A 15,532-nucleotide genomic window follows, 5' to 3' on the forward strand; every position below is an offset into this window, starting at 1 on the left:
TCAGCCTGGTTGGTTAGTTACATGAGTAATGAACCGGTGAAGCTCGCGTGATCGACGAAGGCAAGCCGATCTTCGTCCAGATCGCCGAGCAGATCGAAGACGACATCATCGACGGGGTCTACCCCGCCGAGACCCAGGTGCCGTCCACGAACGAGTTCGCCGCCTTTTACCGGATCAACCCGGCGACGGCGGGCAAGGGCGTGAACCTCCTGGTCGACGACGGAATCCTCTACAAGAAACGAGGCATCGGAATGTTCGTCTCCGACGGCGCCCGCGAGCGGCTCGTCGCCAAGCGCCGCGACGCGTTCAGCGACGAGTACCTCCGCCCGCTGCTCGCCGAGGCCGCGAAGCTCGGCATCGGCGCAGAGCAGCTGACCCGCATGATCCAGACGGCCGCCGATGAGCGACCGGCCACCCCGCACATCCAGACGACGCCGACGGCGTCCCCGTCGAAAGGAGTGAGCGCATGAGCGCCGCCCCCGCCCCGACCTCCATCGCTCCGGCGGTGCAGGTGTCGGGCCTGACCAAACGGTTCGGATCGTTCACCGCGATCGACGACGTGTCCGTCACCATGAAGCCGGGCCGCATCCACGGCCTCCTCGGCCGCAACGGCGCAGGCAAGACGACGCTGATGCAGCTCATCACCGGGCAGGACTTCGCCACGCAGGGCGACATCCACGTCTTCGGCGAGAAGCCGACCGAGAACCCGCACGTGCTGCAGAACGTCTGCTTCATCAAAGAGAGCCAGCGGTACCCCGAGGACTTCCAGCCGAAGCACGTCCTGCGCAGCGCGCCCTGGTTCTTCGAGAACTGGGACGCCGAGTACGCGGAGCAGCTCGTGGACGAGTTCCGGCTGCCCCTCAACCGGCGCATCAAGAAGCTCTCCCGCGGGCAGCTGTCGGCGATCGGCGTGATCGTCGGACTGGCGTCGCGCGCGCCGCTGACGTTCTTCGACGAGCCCTACCTCGGGCTGGACGCCGTCGCGCGCCAGCTCTTCTACGACCGCCTCCTCGAGGACTTCTCCGAGCATCCACGGACCGTGGTGCTCTCGACCCACCTGATCGACGAGGTGGCGAACCTCCTGGAGCACGTCATCGTCATCGACCAGGGCCGCATCCTGATGGATGAGGACGCCGAGACCCTGCGCACCTCCGCCACCACCGTGGTGGGCCCGCGCGGAGCCGTCGACGAGTTCGTCCGGGCCCACGACGTGCTGCACCGCGACGGCGTCGGCGGCCTCGCCTCCGTGACCGTCGCCGGCCTCAGCGCCTCCGACCGTTCCCAGGCAGCGGCAGCGGGGCTCGAACTCGCGCCGGTGTCCCTCCAGCAGTTGATCGTCCGCAGGACGGATGTCCGTGAGACAGGAATCGAGCAGACCGCATGACCATCGCGAACCCCGCACCCGCGCTGATCGCCGCTCCCGCGCTGGGGCGCCGCGTCTGGCGCGTCGTGCGCCTCAATCTCGTCAACAAGTGGACCGTGATCTGGATCCCGGCCATGATCATGCTCTTCATCGGGCTGGTGAACTGGCTGATCTGGTGGATCATCTGGGCTGCGGCCGCCCCGGCCGACCGTGCGGACGCCGTCGACGGCACGCAGTGGAACGGCGGAGCGTTCTACATCTTCGTCTACATGCTGGTCGTGGCCGCCCAGGTCATCACGGGGACGTTCCCCTTCGCGCTCGGCTACAGCACAACGCGGCGCGACTTCGCACTCGGCTCCGGGCTGACCTTCCTGATGCTCGCCGCCGGCTATGCCGTCGGGTTCACCCTGCTGTCGGCCATCGAGGAGTGGACGAACGGCTGGGGCCTCGGCGGCCACCTGTTCACGTCGGTCTACTTCGACGGGGAGAGTCTGGGCGGCCGCCTCTTCACGGTGTTCGCCGCCATGCTGTTCTTCTTCGCCGTCGGTGCGTTCTCCGCTGCGCTCTTCATGCGCTGGCGGATGAACGGCATCCTCGCTGCCGGTGCGGTCTTCATCCTGCTCGTGGTCGGCGCCATCGCGCTGATCACCCTCACGCAGAGCTGGCCGGCTGTGGGCGACTGGTTCGCCGCGAACGGCCCCTTCGGTGTCTCCGCGTGGCTACTGCTCCCGACCGCGGTGGCGGCGATCGCCGGGTACGCGGTGCTCGGGCGGGCGACCCCGCGCAGTTGAGCGGACCGGCGGATGCCGGGCATGGACGTGGCCGGGAGTCTCGCGCTCCCGGCCACGGTTTCATGCCATCGGCCTCACTCGGCCGGCGCGGTCTCCACGCCGTCCGACGATGTCGTCGAGGTCAGGCTAAGCCGCTCCTGCGACGCGCGACAGAACGTGCGGTGAACTCATAGCGGGATGCGAGATCCCGCTCACCGTTCGCTAGCGTGTCTTCCGTGCTGGGCTACCTGTTTCTCGCCGTCGCCATCGCGACCGAGGTCGTCGCGACGACGTTCCTCAAGTTCACCTCCGGCGACAACCCGAAGTGGTGGGCCTTCGTCATCGTCGTCGTGGGCTACGTCGCGTCGTTCTTCGCGCTGTCCCTGGCTCTCGGCCGCGGCGTGCCCCTCGGCATCGCCTACGCGATCTGGTCGGCCGTCGGCGTCGCGGCGATCGCGATCATCTCCTGGGTGTTCTTTAAGGAGTCGCTCACCTGGGTGCAGATCGCCGGACTGGTGCTCGTGATCGGCGGCGTCGGACTGCTCGAGCTGGGCGCGAAGCACCCGGCCTAGCGGTCGGTCAGGCCGAGCCGACGAACGCGCCGAGCGCCTCGTCCAGCGTCCGGGCGGGGGCGATGTACTCGTAGCGGGCGCCCTCCCCGGACGGGATGTACTCCCCCTCCGGCGTAACGGTCACCGCGCCGAGCAGACGGCCGCGGCCGAGCTCCGCATCCTCGTCCGGGAACGAGTGGTCGTAGACGTCGTAGCGATCGCCGTCCTCGTAGACGGTCAGGTCTTCCAGCAGCGGCATCAGAACCTCCTCGTGAACGGCAGCGGTTTGCGCATCCGGATGAGCAGCAGCAACGGCACCAGCACGTACGGCCCGTTGTAGAGCAGGAAGACGACCGGGTTGGGCGTGCGCTGCCCCACCGGACCGAAGAACTCGACCCCGAAGATCGGGATGGCCGTGAGGCTGATGATCATCGTCGCGTAGATCACGGCGAACAGCTGGATCCAGTTGAAGCCCTTCACGAGGCAGATGACCAGGAGCACGTAGAACGGCAGATAGACGAAGGCGCTCGTCCCGGTGATGAACCGCAGCCAGAGCGGCTCCTGCATGTAGAGCGGGTCGTACTGCGACGAGTACGTGTAGTTCCACTGCGCCAGGATGTTCGTCGTCGTCGCGGTCTGCGGGATCCCGAGCGTCGGGATCGCGTCGCTGATGATGCAGGTCACGATGAACAGCGAGAACATCACGATGAAGAAGATGTCGACCGGACGCTTGCGCAGAGGCAGGTTGGCGGGCGTCACCGGTGCGGTGGCGACTCCGCTCGTCGCGGTTCCAGGGGTCACGGTGCTCACGCGGCGAGCCTAGCGCCCGTCAGCCGGTGTAGCCGACGTTGAGGAGCACCTGTTTCGCCAACGCCGTCTGCTGCTCGGGCGTGACGCCGTCGTAGCCGTGCACCTGTACCCAGCCGCCGTCCGCGATCACATTCAGCTCGCCGTCCGGGCTCCGGTACGCGGATGCCCCGACTCCCGGAACGTCGACGGATCCCGCTGGGCGCACCTTCTTCGCGTACTCCGCCCCTCCTGGCAGTACGCTGACGCTGATCGAGGCAGTGTCCGATGCATCCTCAGACAGCCACGTGCACCAGTACCCGCCGACCTGGCGGTCGATGTCGAAGAGCGACACCGAGTATTCCCCGGCATCGCTCTTGACCACCCGCGCGGAAGGCAGGCCGCCGAGAGAACCGAGCTGGTCCGCCGTGGCCAGCCCGTCGCATCCCGTCGCGCCGGTCAGGGTCGGAGACGGCGTCCACAGCGGACCAGGGGATGCGAGAGCGGAGACCACGCCGGAGACCTGGCTCAGGGCGATGGCGTCCGCGTCGGACGGGAAGTGTGCACCCAGGCCGGCCACGAGATTCGCGGCGACCCCGTAGTGCGGGGTCAGGAAAAGGAAGCCGACGGGCCTGTCCTGCACCCGCAACGTGTACGAGTCCGGTCCGCCCGCCGGGTAGTGGATCCCTGAGCCCTGCTCTCCGTTGAGGAATCCCTCGAAGCCCTCGCGCGTGACCTCGGGGCCGATCGTCACGACGAGTCGCAGAAGGTCGGCGCTGGAGTCGCCCGCACCGTTCGACCACGAACAGGTGAGCGCGCCGACGCGTTCGTTCATCCACGACGACAGGTACGGGGTGTGCGACGCCTCCTCGGGAACGAGACCCGTACCGATCCGCGCGAGCACTCCCGCCGGCACGAGCTGGTCGCACGTGGTCGGGACGCGGACGGGCTGCGTCGTGATGACCGGGGTCGGCGTCGGAGTGGGCGACGCCGTATGAGGCGTCGGCTGAGCCCCGGGAACGCTGTGTGCACATCCGGTCAGGATCAGCGCCAGCGCAGCGGAAACCACGAGACTTCGAGCAATGCGGCCGTTCATATTCCCCCCTCGGCATGCGCCCGGAACGGGCGCTCAGGAGAACGCTAGTGGATGCCCGAGCCCGTGATACCGGGCGTTGCCGAAGCGTTACTTCAGCGACTTCTGCATCAGCACCGTGCCGAGCCAGCGATCGAACTTGTAGCCGACGCGGCCCATCCGGCCGATCTCGGTGAACCCGAAGTTCTCGTGCATCCGGATGGACGCCTCTGCGCCCTTGTCGGCGATCACCGCGATGATCTCCTTGAGACCCGCCGCCTTGGATCGGTCGATCAGCTCCTGCATCATGACCGGACCGAGGCCCTTGCCGGTGGATGCGGCGCCCAGGTAGATCGAGTTCTCGACCGTGAACCGGTACGCGCGCTTCTGCTTCCACGGCTGCACCAGCGCGTACCCGAGGATCTGGCCGGAGGGCGACTCGGCGACGATGAACGGCATCCCGAGCTTCTTGAGGTAAGCGTACTTGCTCTTCCACTCGCGCAGCGTCATCGCATCCTCGTCGAAGGTGACGGTGCTGTTGGCCACATAGTGGTTGTAGATCTCACGGATGTGCGGGAGATCCTCGGGCCGCGCCTCGCGGATCGCGTACTCGAACGGCGCCTCCGTGGGCGCGGGCTTCCGCAGGTGCCGCGGCAGCACCCGACGTTCCTGGTATTCCTCTTCCAGCACCCGTCAAGCCTACGTCGCGCGTATTGCGTGCGGGTTACGGTTCGAGCGACCAGTCGACCGGTTTCTCGCCCAGCTTCGTGAGCAGGGCGTTGGCGCGCGAGAAGGGCTTCGACCCGAAGAAGCCGCGCGACGCCGACAGCGGGCTGGGGTGCGCCGACTCGATCACCGGGTTGCCGTCGAGCAGCGGAGTGAGCGTCGCCGCATCCCTCCCCCACAGGATGGACACGAACGGCCGGCCGCGCGCGACGAGCGAGCGGATGGCGTGCTCCGTCACGGCCTCCCATCCCTTCCCGCGGTGCGAAGCCGGCTCCCCTGGCCGGACCGTGAGCACCCTGTTGAGCAGCATGACCCCGTGGTCGGCCCACGCGCCCAGGTCGCCGTGCGGAGGCGGCACCACGCCCAGATCGTCGCGCAGCTCGCGGTAGATGTTCTGGAGGCTGCGCGGCAGCGGGCGCACGTGCCGGTCGACGGCGAACGACAGCCCGATGGGATGCCCGGGCGTCGGGTACGGGTCCTGTCCGACGATCAGCACGCGGACGTCGGCGAGCGGAGCGCGGAACGCCCGCAGGACGGCGTCGCCGGCGGGCAGGTAGGGGCGCCCGGCAGCCACCTCGGCGCGGAGGAAGTCGCCCATCGCGGCGATGCGGTCGGCGACCGGCTCGAGGGCGGCCGCCCATCCCGGGTCCATCGAACCGTCGGCGGCCAGCTCCGCCAGCGTCTTCGGCACGGTCCCGCTCAGTGGGTCGCGGCCGTCACCGGCGGGAGGGCGGACCACGGGAAGGTGATCCAGCGGTCGGTGCGTCGCCAGACGAAGTCGGGCTCGAGCACGGTCCGCGGCTTGGAGTAGAGGCACACGGTGCGGACGTCCGCGCCGGAGGCCGCGATCAGGTCGACGACCATCGCGAGGGTCCGGCCGGAGTCGGACACGTCGTCGACGAGCAGGACGCGCTTCGACTGCAGGGCCGCGGAGTCGAGCATCGGCGGGAGGACGACGGGCTCGGGGAGACGCGTGTCGACGCCCGTGTAGAACTCGACGTTCAGGGCGCCGCACGCCTTGATGCCGAGGGCATACGAGATGGCTCCGGCGAGCAGCAGGCCGCCGCGGGCGATCGCGACCACCATGTCCGGCTCGAACCCGGACTCGACGACCTCGCCGGCCAGATGACGTGATGCTTCACCGAACTCCAACCAGCCGAGGACCTCCCGTTCCGCCTCCTGAAGGACGTCTGCACCGGAATCGTCGAGTTCGCTGGCCATTGCTCTACCGTACCGGGGCCACCCGGGTGTTAGCATCCGCGCATGACTTCGGAGAAGACGTCGGCCCAACGCCGGGCGGCGGTCGTGATCGGCACCACGGCGGGCCTGATCGGCTGGCTCGCCCTCGTCGAGCTGACCAGCGGCATCCTGCAGGGGTACTACGTCCCGCTGATCTCCGACATCGTGAAGCATCTCGGCATCCACGACGCCGACTACAACTGGTTCGAGGCCGCCCAGCTGCTCGTCTCCGCCCTGGTGGTGCCCGTGCTGGCGAAGCTCGGCGACATGTTCGGGCACAAGCGGATCCTGCTCATCGCCACCGCCGTTACCGCCCTCTCGACGTGGTGGCTCGCCTTCGCGGGCGACTTCACGACCTATCTGCTGGCGTTCGCGCTGCAGGGCTTCTATGTGGTCTGGCTTCCGCTGGAGGTCGCCCTGATCTTCGACCGTGGACGCCGCACCGGGACGGCCGCGTCGGGCACGCGACGGGCGGCCGGTCTGCTCGTCGTCGCCCTGGAGGCCGGGGCGATCGTCGGCGCGGTGGGCGCCGGACTGCTCTTCGAGGCGCTCGGCGGGGATGTGACGCTCACCCTCCTGGTGCCGGCGGTGGCGGTCACGCTCGTATTCTTCGCGATCCTCTTCGGCGTTCCCGAGTCTGAGCCCGTCCCCGGCCGCAGCCTCGACGGCGTCGGCTTCAGCCTGCTGGCGCTCGGCCTGCTGCTGATCACCTCCGGGCTCACGTTCCTCCGCCTCAACGGGGTCGGGACGTGGTGGGTGTGGGTGCTCATCGCCGTCGGCGTGCTCGCGTTCCTCCCGTTCGGGCGCTGGGAGCTGCGCCAGGCCGACCCCGCCATCGACCTGCGCGTCCTCCGGCGCCCCACCATGTGGCCGGTGCAGCTCACCGCCGGCCTGATCGGGATCAGCCTCCTCGGCGCGCAGGCGCCGCTCAGCACGTATGCGGGCACGGATCCGGCGAACGGCTACGGGCTCGGGCTCTCGGCCGGCCAGCGCAGCATCCTGATCGGCGCGTACCTCATCTCGATGATCGTCGGAGCGCTGCTGTTCCCGCTCGTGTCGTCCTGGCTGACGCCGCGGGTGACCCTGATCGGCGCCGCCTTCCTCGTGGCGATCGGGTACCTGATGTTCCTGCCGTTCCACCTCCAGACCTGGGAGGTGTTCACCAACATGGCGATCGCCGGAATCGGCTCCGGAGCGCTCGTCGGCGCGCTCCCCGCCGCAGCCGCGGCCGCCGCACCGCGCGGGCAGACCGGCGTCGCCACCGCCCTGACGAACACCACCAAGACCATCGGCGGATCGTTCGCATCCGCCGTCTTCGGCGTCGTGCTGCTCGCCGGCGCCGCCACCGTGACGGCCACGGCCGCCAGCCTCTTCGGCTACATGCTCGTCTGGACCATCTGCGGCCTCGGCGCTCTCGTCGCCGCGGTGCTCCTCTTCTTCGTGCCGCGGCTCGCGTTCGCGGATCCCGAACCCGCCCTGGAGTGACCATGTCCGAGCAGCAGCTCCCGCCCGCCGTCGCCGACGCGCTCACCGCGTTCCTCCTGGAGCAGAGACGCCTCGCGCCCGGACTCGTGAGCCGCGCGATCGTCACCGGATCCGCTGTGGCCGGGGACTGGCATCCGGGGGTCAGCGACATCGATGTGGTGTTCGTGGTCACCCGCGACCCGGTCGACGACCTGCCCGCCCTCGCGGAGCTTCACGCCTCCTCCCAGCCGCACATCGACGGCGTCTACCTGACCGAGTCGGAGATCGCACGCGGGCCGGATGTGGTCCAGACCGCTCCCCAGGTGGTCGAAGGCGTGCTGGTCTCCGCGCTCGCGGGCGCGCAGCTCAGCTGGATCACCTGGCGGGAGCTGGAGTCTGGCGTTCAGGGCATCGTCGACGGCGGCGACGTCATCTGGTCGCCGGTCGCCGACCGCCACCCGCAGACCGCGGAGGGGGTCGTCGCGTTCTCGCGCGACAACCTGCTCGACTACTGGCAGCGGATCGGCGACGGCCTTGAAGCCGAGCTCGCCGACAGGCCGGACGACGGCCCCGTGCGCGCGGAGACCGTGCGCTGGGTGGCGCTCGGCCCCATCCGGCTGGTCGCCACCATCGAGACGGGCGAGGTGCTCTCGAAGACCGCCGCTGCCGCGTTCGCCGCCGAACGCTGGCCGGAGCACGCCGAGCTGCTGGAGCGGGCGGTGCGCGACCGGGCGGGCGAGCGTCAGGAATTCACGGTGCGGGACGCGCGCCAGGCCATCCAGCTGCTGCGGGCGTGCGTGGCCGTCACCGACGGCTGACGCGCGTGGGCCGCGGCGTCAGCGCGGGGCGTCGTTCTGCTCCTCCGGGCCAGGATGCGCGTCGTCCTGCCGCGGCTCGTGGCGGCGCAGGTGCTGCGTGCGGTCGTTCAGGTAGCTGACGATCGTCGCGCTCGCGGTTCCGACGATCGCGACGCCGCCGATCATGAGGACGACCGCGAGGACCCGGCCCGGGATGGTGACCGGGTAGTAGTCCCCGTAACCGACCGTCGCCATGGTCACGCACGCCCACCACACCGCGTCGCCGAAGGAGCGGATGTTCGATCCCTGCGCGTAGCGCTCGGCTTGAAACTCGGCCAGCGCGATGACATAGATGAACATGACGATGAAGCTCGATGCGATGATGACGATGCGACGCCGCAGGTGAGACCCGCTGTTGCCCTGCAGCCCGTTCAGATGGCGTAGCCCGGTCAGCAGGCGGAAGGGTCGCGCCATCGGGATGAACACCGACAGCAAGTCGACCGGATTGCGGCGGACGAACTCTCGCTTGTGCTTGGCAAGCAGCAGGCGCATCACGTAGTCGATCAAGAAGAACAGCCACACCGCAACGAGCACCACGATCAGTGTCGCGTGCACGGCGGTCGATTGGGACTCGTCCAGGATGTTCCAGGAGTAGGCGACGAGGAAGAGCGCGCTGGCGGCGATTCCGGGCCAGGCGGTCGCGCGCTCCCAGCGGAGGCGCTTCGCGTCGTCCTCGTCGGTCATGTCAGCCGCGGACCGTCAGCTCGCCCTTGTGCAGCCGGTACGGCGCCGCCTGGGCGACCGGCTTGACCACGATCAGGTCGAGGTCGACGTGGCGGGGGCGGGTGAGCGCGTGGACGATCGTGTCGGCGACGTCCTCGGCCGAGAGCGGCTCGGGCACATCCTCGTAGACCGCGTCCCTCCTGGCCTTGTCGCCGCCGAAACGGACCAGCGAGAACTCCTCCGTCGCCACCATCCCCGGCGCGATCTCGACGACGCGGATCGGCTCGCCGTTCAGCTCCAGCCGCAGCACCTCGGTGAGGGCGTGCTCGGCGAACTTCGCGGCGTTGTACCCGCCGCCGCCCACGTACGTGGTCAGGCCGGCGATGGAGGTGACGACCGCGATGTCCGCGTGGCCCGTCTCGGTCGCGCCGTCCCGCAGCAGCGGGAGGAGGGCGGAGATGACCCGCTTCGTGCCGATGACGTTGATCTCATACATCCACACCCAGTCGTCGACGCTGGAGGCCTCAACGGAGTCGAGCCCGTGCGCGCCTCCCGCGTTGTTGACGAGCGCGTGGATGCCGCCGGTCGACGCCAAGTGGTCGCGGAGCGCATCCACGTCATCCTGCTTCGTCAGGTCGGCGACAACGAATTCGGCGCCGGTCTCGTCGGCCAGCGCCCGCAGGCGGTCCTCCCGGCGGGCCACCGCCACCACGTCCCAGCCCTCGCTGCGGAAGGCGCGGACCGTCGCCGCCCCGATGCCCGAACTCGCTCCCGTCACGACCACACGTCTGCTCATGCCCTCATTGTCGCGGGTTACGGCGTGTTTCGGATACGTTGCCCGCGTGGGACGGCGCGTCTAGCCTGCTGACAACGGCGGTGGCCGACCGCTCGCAGACCCTGCGCATCATGCGCTCACAGACCCGAAGGAGAGACGCCATGACCGACGCCGCAGACTGGCAGTTCGAAACCAAGCAGATCCACTCCGGCGCTGCTCCCGACCCGGTGACCAACGCCCGCGCGACCCCGATCTACCAGACCACGTCGTACGTGTTCAACAACGCGGAGCACGCGAAGAACCTGTTCGCCCTCGCCGAGTTCGGCAACATCTACACCCGCATCCAGAACCCGACCCAGGCGGTCGTCGAGGAGCGCGTCGCCGCGCTCGAAGGGGGCACAGGGGCCCTCCTCGTCGCCTCCGGTCAGGCCGCTGAGACCTTCGCGGTGCTGAACATCGCGCAGGCCGGCGACCACATCGTCTCCTCCAGCTCGATCTACGGCGGCACGTACAACCTGTTCAAGTACACGCTCGCGAAGCTCGGCATCGAGACCACCTTCGTCGAGAACCAGGACGACGCCGAGGAGTGGCGCCGCGCGGTCCGCCCGAACACCAAGCTGTTCTTCGCCGAGACCATCGGCAACCCGAAGATCAACATCCTCGACATCGCCCTCGTCGCCGAGGTCGCGCACGAGGCGGGCGTCCCGCTGATCGTCGACAACACGATCGCGACGCCGTACCTGATCCGCCCGTTCGAGCACGGCGCCGACATCGTCGTCCACTCGGCGACCAAATTCCTCGGCGGTCACGGCACGGTCATCGGCGGCATCATCGTCGACGGCGGCTCGTTCGAGTGGTCGAAGAACGTCGAGAAGTTCCCGGGCCTCACCGAGCCGGACCCGTCGTACCACGGCGCCAGCTACACCGCAGCGGTCGGAGACGCCCTCGCTTACATCATCAAGGCGCGCGTGCAGCTGCTCCGCGACCTCGGTGCGGCGATCGCACCGGCGAGCGCCTGGCAGCTCATCCAGGGCATCGAGACGCTGTCGCTCCGCGTCGAGCGTCACACGCAGAATGCGCAGGAGATCGCCGAGTTCCTCGAGTCGCACCCCGATGTCGCGTCGGTCAACTACTCGGGTCTGCCGACCAGCCCGTGGTACGCGACCGCCAACAAGTACGCCCCGAAGGGTGTCGGCGCGGTGCTCTCGTTCGAGCTCAAGGGCGGTGTGGATGCGGGCGCTGCCCTCGTCGACAACCTCTCGCTGTTCAGCCACCTGGCGAACATCGGCGACGTCCGCAGCCTCGTCATCCACCCGGCGTCGACCACGCACTCGCAGCTCACGCCCGAGCAGCAGCTGACCGCCGGCGTCACCCCGGGCCTCGTCCGCCTCTCGGTGGGTCTGGAGAACGTCGACGACCTGAAGGCGGACCTCTCCGCGGGCCTCGCCGCTGCGCGCTCCGTCGCCGAGGCCGCCCGCGCGTAACCCTCCGCCCCTCCGCTCGGCGCCCACCGTCGAGTACGCAAAAACTGCACGCGAAACTCCGGTTTCGCGTGCAGTTTTTGCGTACTCGACGGTGGGTGGGCGTGCGCGGCGTAACAGAGCGAGGGCGGAGCGCGGCGTCCGGGAGAATGAGCGGTATGGAGTGGCAGACATCCGCCGACACGGCGCCGTCGAGTTTCATCACGGAGGCGCAGGCGAGGACGCTGCTCGGGAAGCCGCCGGCGAGCGGCGCCTGGAAGGAGTCCGATCCGGCCGGCGACCGGCAGTTCGCGGGGATCGGCGCGTTCTCCTTCGAGAGCGGCGAGACCCTCCCGTTCGTCCGGGTCGCCTACGAGACCTGGGGCACGCTGTCGCCGGAGCGCGACAACGCCGTGCTCGTGCTGCACGCCCTGACCGGTGACTCGCACGCGGTCGGGCCCGCCGGCCGCGGACACCGCACGGCCGGCTGGTGGCAGGGCATCATCGGACCCGGCAAGGCGATCGACACCGACCGCTGGTACGTCGTGGCGCCGAACATGCTGGGCGGCTGCCAGGGCACGACCGGTCCCGCCTCCCTCGCCCCGGACGGCGCCGAGTGGGGCGCCCGCTTCCCGTTCACGACCATCCGCGACCAGGTCGCCGCGCAGGCCGCCCTCGCGGACGCCATCGGGCTGGACCGCTGGGCTGCGGTCGTCGGCGGCTCGATGGGCGGGATGCAGGCGCTGGAGTGGGCGGTCATGTTCCCGGAGCGCGTCGAGCGGCTCGCGGTGATCGCCGCTCCCCCGTATTCGACCGCCGACCAGATCGCCCTCAACTCGGTCCAGATCGAGGCGGTGCGCACCGATCCGCTGTTCCGCGGCGGCCAGTACTACGACGCCGAGGACGGCGACGGCCCGCACCGCGGACTCGCGCTCGCGCGGCGGATGGCCCTGCTGAACTACCGCAGCCCGTCCGAGCTGAACGAACGCTTCCAGCGGGCATGGCAGAGCGAGATCAGCCCGCTCGGCGGCGGCGGACGGTTCGCCGTCGAGTCGTACCTCGACTTCCACGGCAACAAGTTCACGCGCCGCTTCGACGCGAACAGCTACATCACGCTGGTGGAGGCGATGAACTCCCACGACGTCGGACGCGGCCGCGGTGGCCTCGCCGCAGCGCTGTCACGGGTGACGGCGCGCACCCTTGTCGTCGGCATCGACAGCGACCGCCTGTTCCCGGTCGAGGGACAGGAGCAGATCGCCTACCATGTTCCGGTCACGCTGGACGGTAGAGTTCCAGTGGTGATCCGGTCGGACTTCGGCCACGACGGGTTCCTGATCGAGGACGACGCCGTCAGCGCCCAGCTGAGGCGACTGCTCGACGTGTGACGGAGGACGGAGGGGCATGTCGCGCATCCAGAAGGAGCGTGATCGACTCCTCGCTGCGACGGCCCGCACCGTCGGGCTGACGGCCACGGTCACAGCGCTCTTCTGCCTGAGCATCCCGGGCTCCCTTCCGCTCCCCCTGTACCTCGCGTCGCTGGTGCTCATCGTGTGCCTCGGCTACGCGCAGTGGCAGCTGGCCGGCCTGCTGCGACTGACCCTGTGGATGTGGGTCATCGTGGTCGCGGGCGTCGCGCTCATCCTCATCCACCTGCTGCCGGGAACCGCGCTCGGGCCGTCCGCGATCAGCGCTGTCAGCGTGATCGGCGCGGCATCGGTCGCGTGCGTGTGCGTTGTCGGCGTGAGCTCCCGCAGCCGGCTCGTGCTGCTGGTGGCGGCCGCGGCCGTGACGGTGACCGCGCAGGGCGTCACTCTCGGGGTGACCCAATCCCGCATGGTCGAGACGCTCGTGTTCACGATGACCGGGTGGATCGCCCTGACCGCCACCGGCGTCTGGCTCTCCCGCACCGTCCCGCGGACCCTCAAGCGCATCTCGACGATGAGCCGCGCCTACCGGGTCGAACGCCAGGCGAGCGAGACGGAGGCCCGCCGTCGCCAGAGCGCGCGACTGCTGCACGACACGGTGCTGGCGACGCTCACGCTCCTCGCGCACTCCGGTGTCGGCGTCAGCCACGGCGCCCTCCGCGAGCAGGCCGCCGAGGATGCTGCTCTTCTGCGCCAGCTGCGGCTCGGCTTCACGCCCGACCCGGCCCGGTCCGGCGACTACAAGCTCAAGCCGGTCGAGGAGTCCACGCTGGGCAACACGCTCGAGTCGGTGAAGCAGCGCTTCCGCCGCATGGGGCTCGAGGTGAACTGGCACGGCGCCGGTCAGGTGCTGCTCCCCAGCGACGTCCTCGACGCGTTCCTCCTCGCCCTCGGCGAGTGCCTGGAGAACGTACGCAGGCATTCGGGCGTTCTCGAGGCGCACGTGACGATCACGGACGACGAGACGAACGTGCGCGCCATGGTGACGGACGCCGGCAAGGGCTTCGACGTCGCCTCCATCGACACCGGGAGGCTGGGCTTCACCGAGTCGATCGTGGCGCGCCTCCGCGATGTGGGCGGCAACGCCCGCCTGTTCTCGTCGCCCGGCAGCGGGACGACCGTCGTGCTGGAGGTGCCGAAGTGACCCGGGTCGACGAGCGGACCGTTCCCCGCAGCCCGCTGGCGCGCGGCGCCGCCGGGGACGAGCGGGATGCGCTCGGCCGCGCACGCCTCGACCTCGGCTTCAACGTGGCGACGGTCGCCTTCATCGCGTTCCTGCTCACGCTGTTCGGCCTGAACATCGCCGAGTACCCGCTGCTGGGCTTCACGGTGACCGCCTGGGTGCTGGTGGCCGTGACCCTCGTGGCCGCCCTCGTCCTCCGTTTCCGGCTGCCCGACGAGCTGCCGTCGTGGCTCTTCCTGGGCGCCTTGGGCGTCTGGGCCGCCGCCGTGGCGCTGGACATCGCGGGCACCTGGCCGATCGGCGGGGCCATCGTCCCCCTGACGGCGGCCGCCGCCGTCGGCCCGACGCTCCTGCTGTGCGTTCCGGTGCGCCCGGCGCGCGACATCGTCCTCGCCACGGCGGTGCTGGGCGTCGTGCTCGCCGTCGTCGAGATCTGGCGGTCGCTGCCGAACCTGCAGCTCCTCGGCCCGGGTCTGGTCACGGTCGCCATCGCGGTCGCGCCTCCGCTCGTCGGCGTGCAGATCGTGCGGTCGCTCCGCACACTGGTGCAGCTGGAGCTCGACCTCGTCCAGGTGCAGAGCACCGTGGTCTCCCCCGGCTACGCCATCGGGATGCTGGCCTCCGAAGAGCTCGCCCGCCTCGACCTCGCCGCCGAGCGACTGCTCGACGGCGTCGCCACGGGCCGCACGGCGCTGCCGCTCGACGAGGACACCGCCGACGCCGCGGCCTCGATCGCGACGGAGCTGCGCCTCCACCTCATCCAGGGCCGCCGGGAGACGTGGCTGTACCACGCCGTCACGGAGTCCGCCCTCCTCGGGCCGTCGGTGACGCTGACCGACCCGGACGGGCTCGCCGCCGGCCTCAACCGCGAGCAGCGCGACGGCCTCCTCACCGCGGTCTGGCTGCTCATCAGCGACCCGGTCCGCAGCGGGGCCGGCCAGCCGCGGACGCTGACGCTCGATCTGACACGACCGGTCGGCACCTACCCGAGAACGGCGAATCCTGGGGCCACAATGGCTATCGTGATCTCGACCAGCGGTGTGCCGCGAAACGGGGTAGACCCCGCGGCATGGCAAGCTATCCGTAAAGTGGGCCGCTACGTCGAGTCGTTCTCGGGTTCGACCCTGCGCATCGAGATCACGACGGTGAGCGACACATCAGCCGAGCTGGTCTGACCCAGCTGGTTCGATACAGAGAGA

General features: G+C 69.6%; 18 protein-coding genes. 10 read left to right on the plus strand and 8 right to left on the minus strand.

Annotated elements, in window-relative coordinates:
- Positions 1-47 precede the first annotated feature (47 nt).
- The 4 genes from BLR91_RS12585 to BLR91_RS12600 all read left to right on the plus strand — a co-directional run bounded on the left by BLR91_RS12585 (position 48) and on the right by BLR91_RS12600 (position 2,705).
- On the plus strand, positions 48-470 hold the full coding sequence (locus BLR91_RS12585; protein ID WP_018190157.1) for a GntR family transcriptional regulator: 423 nt from the start codon (positions 48-50) through the stop codon (positions 468-470).
- Entirely contained in the window at positions 467-1,384 is a 918-nt protein-coding gene (locus BLR91_RS12590) for an ABC transporter ATP-binding protein (protein ID WP_089874936.1), read from the plus strand. The genes BLR91_RS12585 and BLR91_RS12590 overlap by 4 nt, the downstream gene beginning before the upstream one ends.
- On the plus strand, positions 1,381-2,154 hold the full coding sequence (locus tag BLR91_RS12595; RefSeq protein WP_089874934.1) for a hypothetical protein: 774 nt from the start codon (positions 1,381-1,383) through the stop codon (positions 2,152-2,154). The genes BLR91_RS12590 and BLR91_RS12595 overlap by 4 nt, the downstream gene beginning before the upstream one ends.
- Before the next feature lie 206 nt (positions 2,155-2,360).
- Positions 2,361-2,705: a DMT family transporter gene (locus tag BLR91_RS12600; protein ID WP_442911219.1), complete on the plus strand. Its 345-nt coding sequence runs from the start codon at positions 2,361-2,363 to the stop codon at positions 2,703-2,705.
- Between the two features lie 7 nt (positions 2,706-2,712).
- On the opposite strand, the gene BLR91_RS12605 is transcribed toward BLR91_RS12600, so the two are convergent.
- From BLR91_RS12605 to BLR91_RS12630, 6 genes are all read right to left on the minus strand, one after another.
- Entirely contained in the window at positions 2,713-2,943 is a 231-nt protein-coding gene (locus BLR91_RS12605) for a hypothetical protein (protein WP_089874929.1), read from the minus strand.
- A complete protein-coding gene (locus BLR91_RS12610) occupies positions 2,943-3,494 on the minus strand; it encodes a DUF2781 domain-containing protein (RefSeq protein WP_089874927.1) in 552 nt (183 codons plus the stop codon). The genes BLR91_RS12605 and BLR91_RS12610 overlap by 1 nt, the downstream gene beginning before the upstream one ends.
- Positions 3,495-3,513: 19 nt before the next feature.
- Positions 3,514-4,539, minus strand: coding sequence for a hypothetical protein (locus BLR91_RS12615; protein WP_089874925.1), 1,026 nt, complete (start codon positions 4,537-4,539; stop codon positions 3,514-3,516).
- A gap of 114 nt (positions 4,540-4,653) precedes the next feature.
- On the minus strand, positions 4,654-5,232 hold the full coding sequence (locus BLR91_RS12620; protein WP_172823214.1) for a GNAT family N-acetyltransferase: 579 nt from the start codon (positions 5,230-5,232) through the stop codon (positions 4,654-4,656).
- Positions 5,233-5,266: 34 nt separating this feature from the next.
- Positions 5,267-5,959, minus strand: a complete 693-nt coding sequence (locus BLR91_RS12625) for a uracil-DNA glycosylase (protein WP_172823215.1) — start codon at positions 5,957-5,959, stop codon at positions 5,267-5,269.
- An 8-nt stretch (positions 5,960-5,967) separates the two neighbouring features.
- On the minus strand, positions 5,968-6,489 hold the full coding sequence (locus tag BLR91_RS12630) for a phosphoribosyltransferase (protein ID WP_018190148.1): 522 nt from the start codon (positions 6,487-6,489) through the stop codon (positions 5,968-5,970).
- 42 nt (positions 6,490-6,531) lie between these two features.
- Here BLR91_RS12630 and BLR91_RS12635 point away from each other — a divergent pair, with 42 nt between their 5' ends.
- Together BLR91_RS12635 and BLR91_RS12640 are read left to right on the plus strand one after the other, a co-directional pair.
- On the plus strand, positions 6,532-7,992 hold the full coding sequence (locus tag BLR91_RS12635; RefSeq protein WP_089874920.1) for an MFS transporter: 1,461 nt from the start codon (positions 6,532-6,534) through the stop codon (positions 7,990-7,992).
- A 2-nt stretch (positions 7,993-7,994) separates the two neighbouring features.
- The gene (locus BLR91_RS12640) at positions 7,995-8,789 is read left to right on the plus strand and encodes an aminoglycoside adenylyltransferase domain-containing protein (RefSeq protein ID WP_089874919.1); all 795 of its coding nucleotides are present in this window, start codon (positions 7,995-7,997) and stop codon (positions 8,787-8,789) included.
- 18 nt (positions 8,790-8,807) lie between these two features.
- Here the strand turns inward: BLR91_RS12640 and BLR91_RS12645 are convergent, their stop codons facing one another.
- Positions 8,808-9,512, minus strand: coding sequence for a potassium channel family protein (locus tag BLR91_RS12645; protein ID WP_089874917.1), 705 nt, complete (start codon positions 9,510-9,512; stop codon positions 8,808-8,810).
- 1 nt (position 9,513) lies between these two features.
- On the minus strand, positions 9,514-10,287 hold the full coding sequence (locus BLR91_RS12650; RefSeq protein ID WP_172823216.1) for an SDR family oxidoreductase: 774 nt from the start codon (positions 10,285-10,287) through the stop codon (positions 9,514-9,516).
- Between the two features lie 140 nt (positions 10,288-10,427).
- Between BLR91_RS12650 and BLR91_RS12655 the strand changes: the two genes are divergently transcribed.
- From BLR91_RS12655 to BLR91_RS12670, 4 genes are all read left to right on the plus strand, one after another.
- Complete coding sequence (locus BLR91_RS12655) at positions 10,428-11,750, plus strand: bifunctional o-acetylhomoserine/o-acetylserine sulfhydrylase (RefSeq protein ID WP_018190143.1); 1,323 nt, start codon at positions 10,428-10,430, stop codon at positions 11,748-11,750.
- Between the two features lie 155 nt (positions 11,751-11,905).
- Positions 11,906-13,111: a homoserine O-acetyltransferase MetX gene (metX, locus tag BLR91_RS12660; RefSeq protein WP_018190142.1), complete on the plus strand. Its 1,206-nt coding sequence runs from the start codon at positions 11,906-11,908 to the stop codon at positions 13,109-13,111.
- Between the two features lie 16 nt (positions 13,112-13,127).
- Positions 13,128-14,294: a sensor histidine kinase gene (locus tag BLR91_RS12665; protein WP_018190141.1), complete on the plus strand. Its 1,167-nt coding sequence runs from the start codon at positions 13,128-13,130 to the stop codon at positions 14,292-14,294.
- A complete protein-coding gene (locus BLR91_RS12670) occupies positions 14,291-15,508 on the plus strand; it encodes a hypothetical protein (protein WP_018190140.1) in 1,218 nt (405 codons plus the stop codon). Before BLR91_RS12665 ends, BLR91_RS12670 begins: the two co-directional genes overlap by 4 nt.
- The last annotated feature ends 24 nt before the right edge of the window (positions 15,509-15,532 follow it).

This window comes from Leifsonia sp. 466MF (assembly GCF_900100265.1).
Taxonomy (GTDB): domain Bacteria; phylum Actinomycetota; class Actinomycetes; order Actinomycetales; family Microbacteriaceae; genus Leifsonia.

Bases quoted from the DNA above. Each gene is read 5' to 3' on its own strand.
- BLR91_RS12665 (WP_018190141.1), top strand. From the start codon at position 13,128: ATGTCGCGCATCCAGAAGGAGCGTGATCGACTCCTCGCTGCGACGGCC.
- BLR91_RS12645 (WP_089874917.1), bottom strand. From the start codon at position 9,512: ATGACCGACGAGGACGACGCGAAGCGCCTCCGCTGGGAGCGCGCGACC.
- BLR91_RS12640 (WP_089874919.1), top strand. From the start codon at position 7,995: ATGTCCGAGCAGCAGCTCCCGCCCGCCGTCGCCGACGCGCTCACCGCG.
- metX (WP_018190142.1), top strand. From the start codon at position 11,906: ATGGAGTGGCAGACATCCGCCGACACGGCGCCGTCGAGTTTCATCACG.
- BLR91_RS12650 (WP_172823216.1), bottom strand. From the start codon at position 10,287: ATGAGCAGACGTGTGGTCGTGACGGGAGCGAGTTCGGGCATCGGGGCG.
- BLR91_RS12590 (WP_089874936.1), top strand. From the start codon at position 467: ATGAGCGCCGCCCCCGCCCCGACCTCCATCGCTCCGGCGGTGCAGGTG.
- BLR91_RS12605 (WP_089874929.1), bottom strand. From the start codon at position 2,943: ATGCCGCTGCTGGAAGACCTGACCGTCTACGAGGACGGCGATCGCTAC.
- BLR91_RS12630 (WP_018190148.1), bottom strand. From the start codon at position 6,489: ATGGCCAGCGAACTCGACGATTCCGGTGCAGACGTCCTTCAGGAGGCG.
- BLR91_RS12635 (WP_089874920.1), top strand. From the start codon at position 6,532: ATGACTTCGGAGAAGACGTCGGCCCAACGCCGGGCGGCGGTCGTGATC.
- BLR91_RS12595 (WP_089874934.1), top strand. From the start codon at position 1,381: ATGACCATCGCGAACCCCGCACCCGCGCTGATCGCCGCTCCCGCGCTG.
- BLR91_RS12655 (WP_018190143.1), top strand. From the start codon at position 10,428: ATGACCGACGCCGCAGACTGGCAGTTCGAAACCAAGCAGATCCACTCC.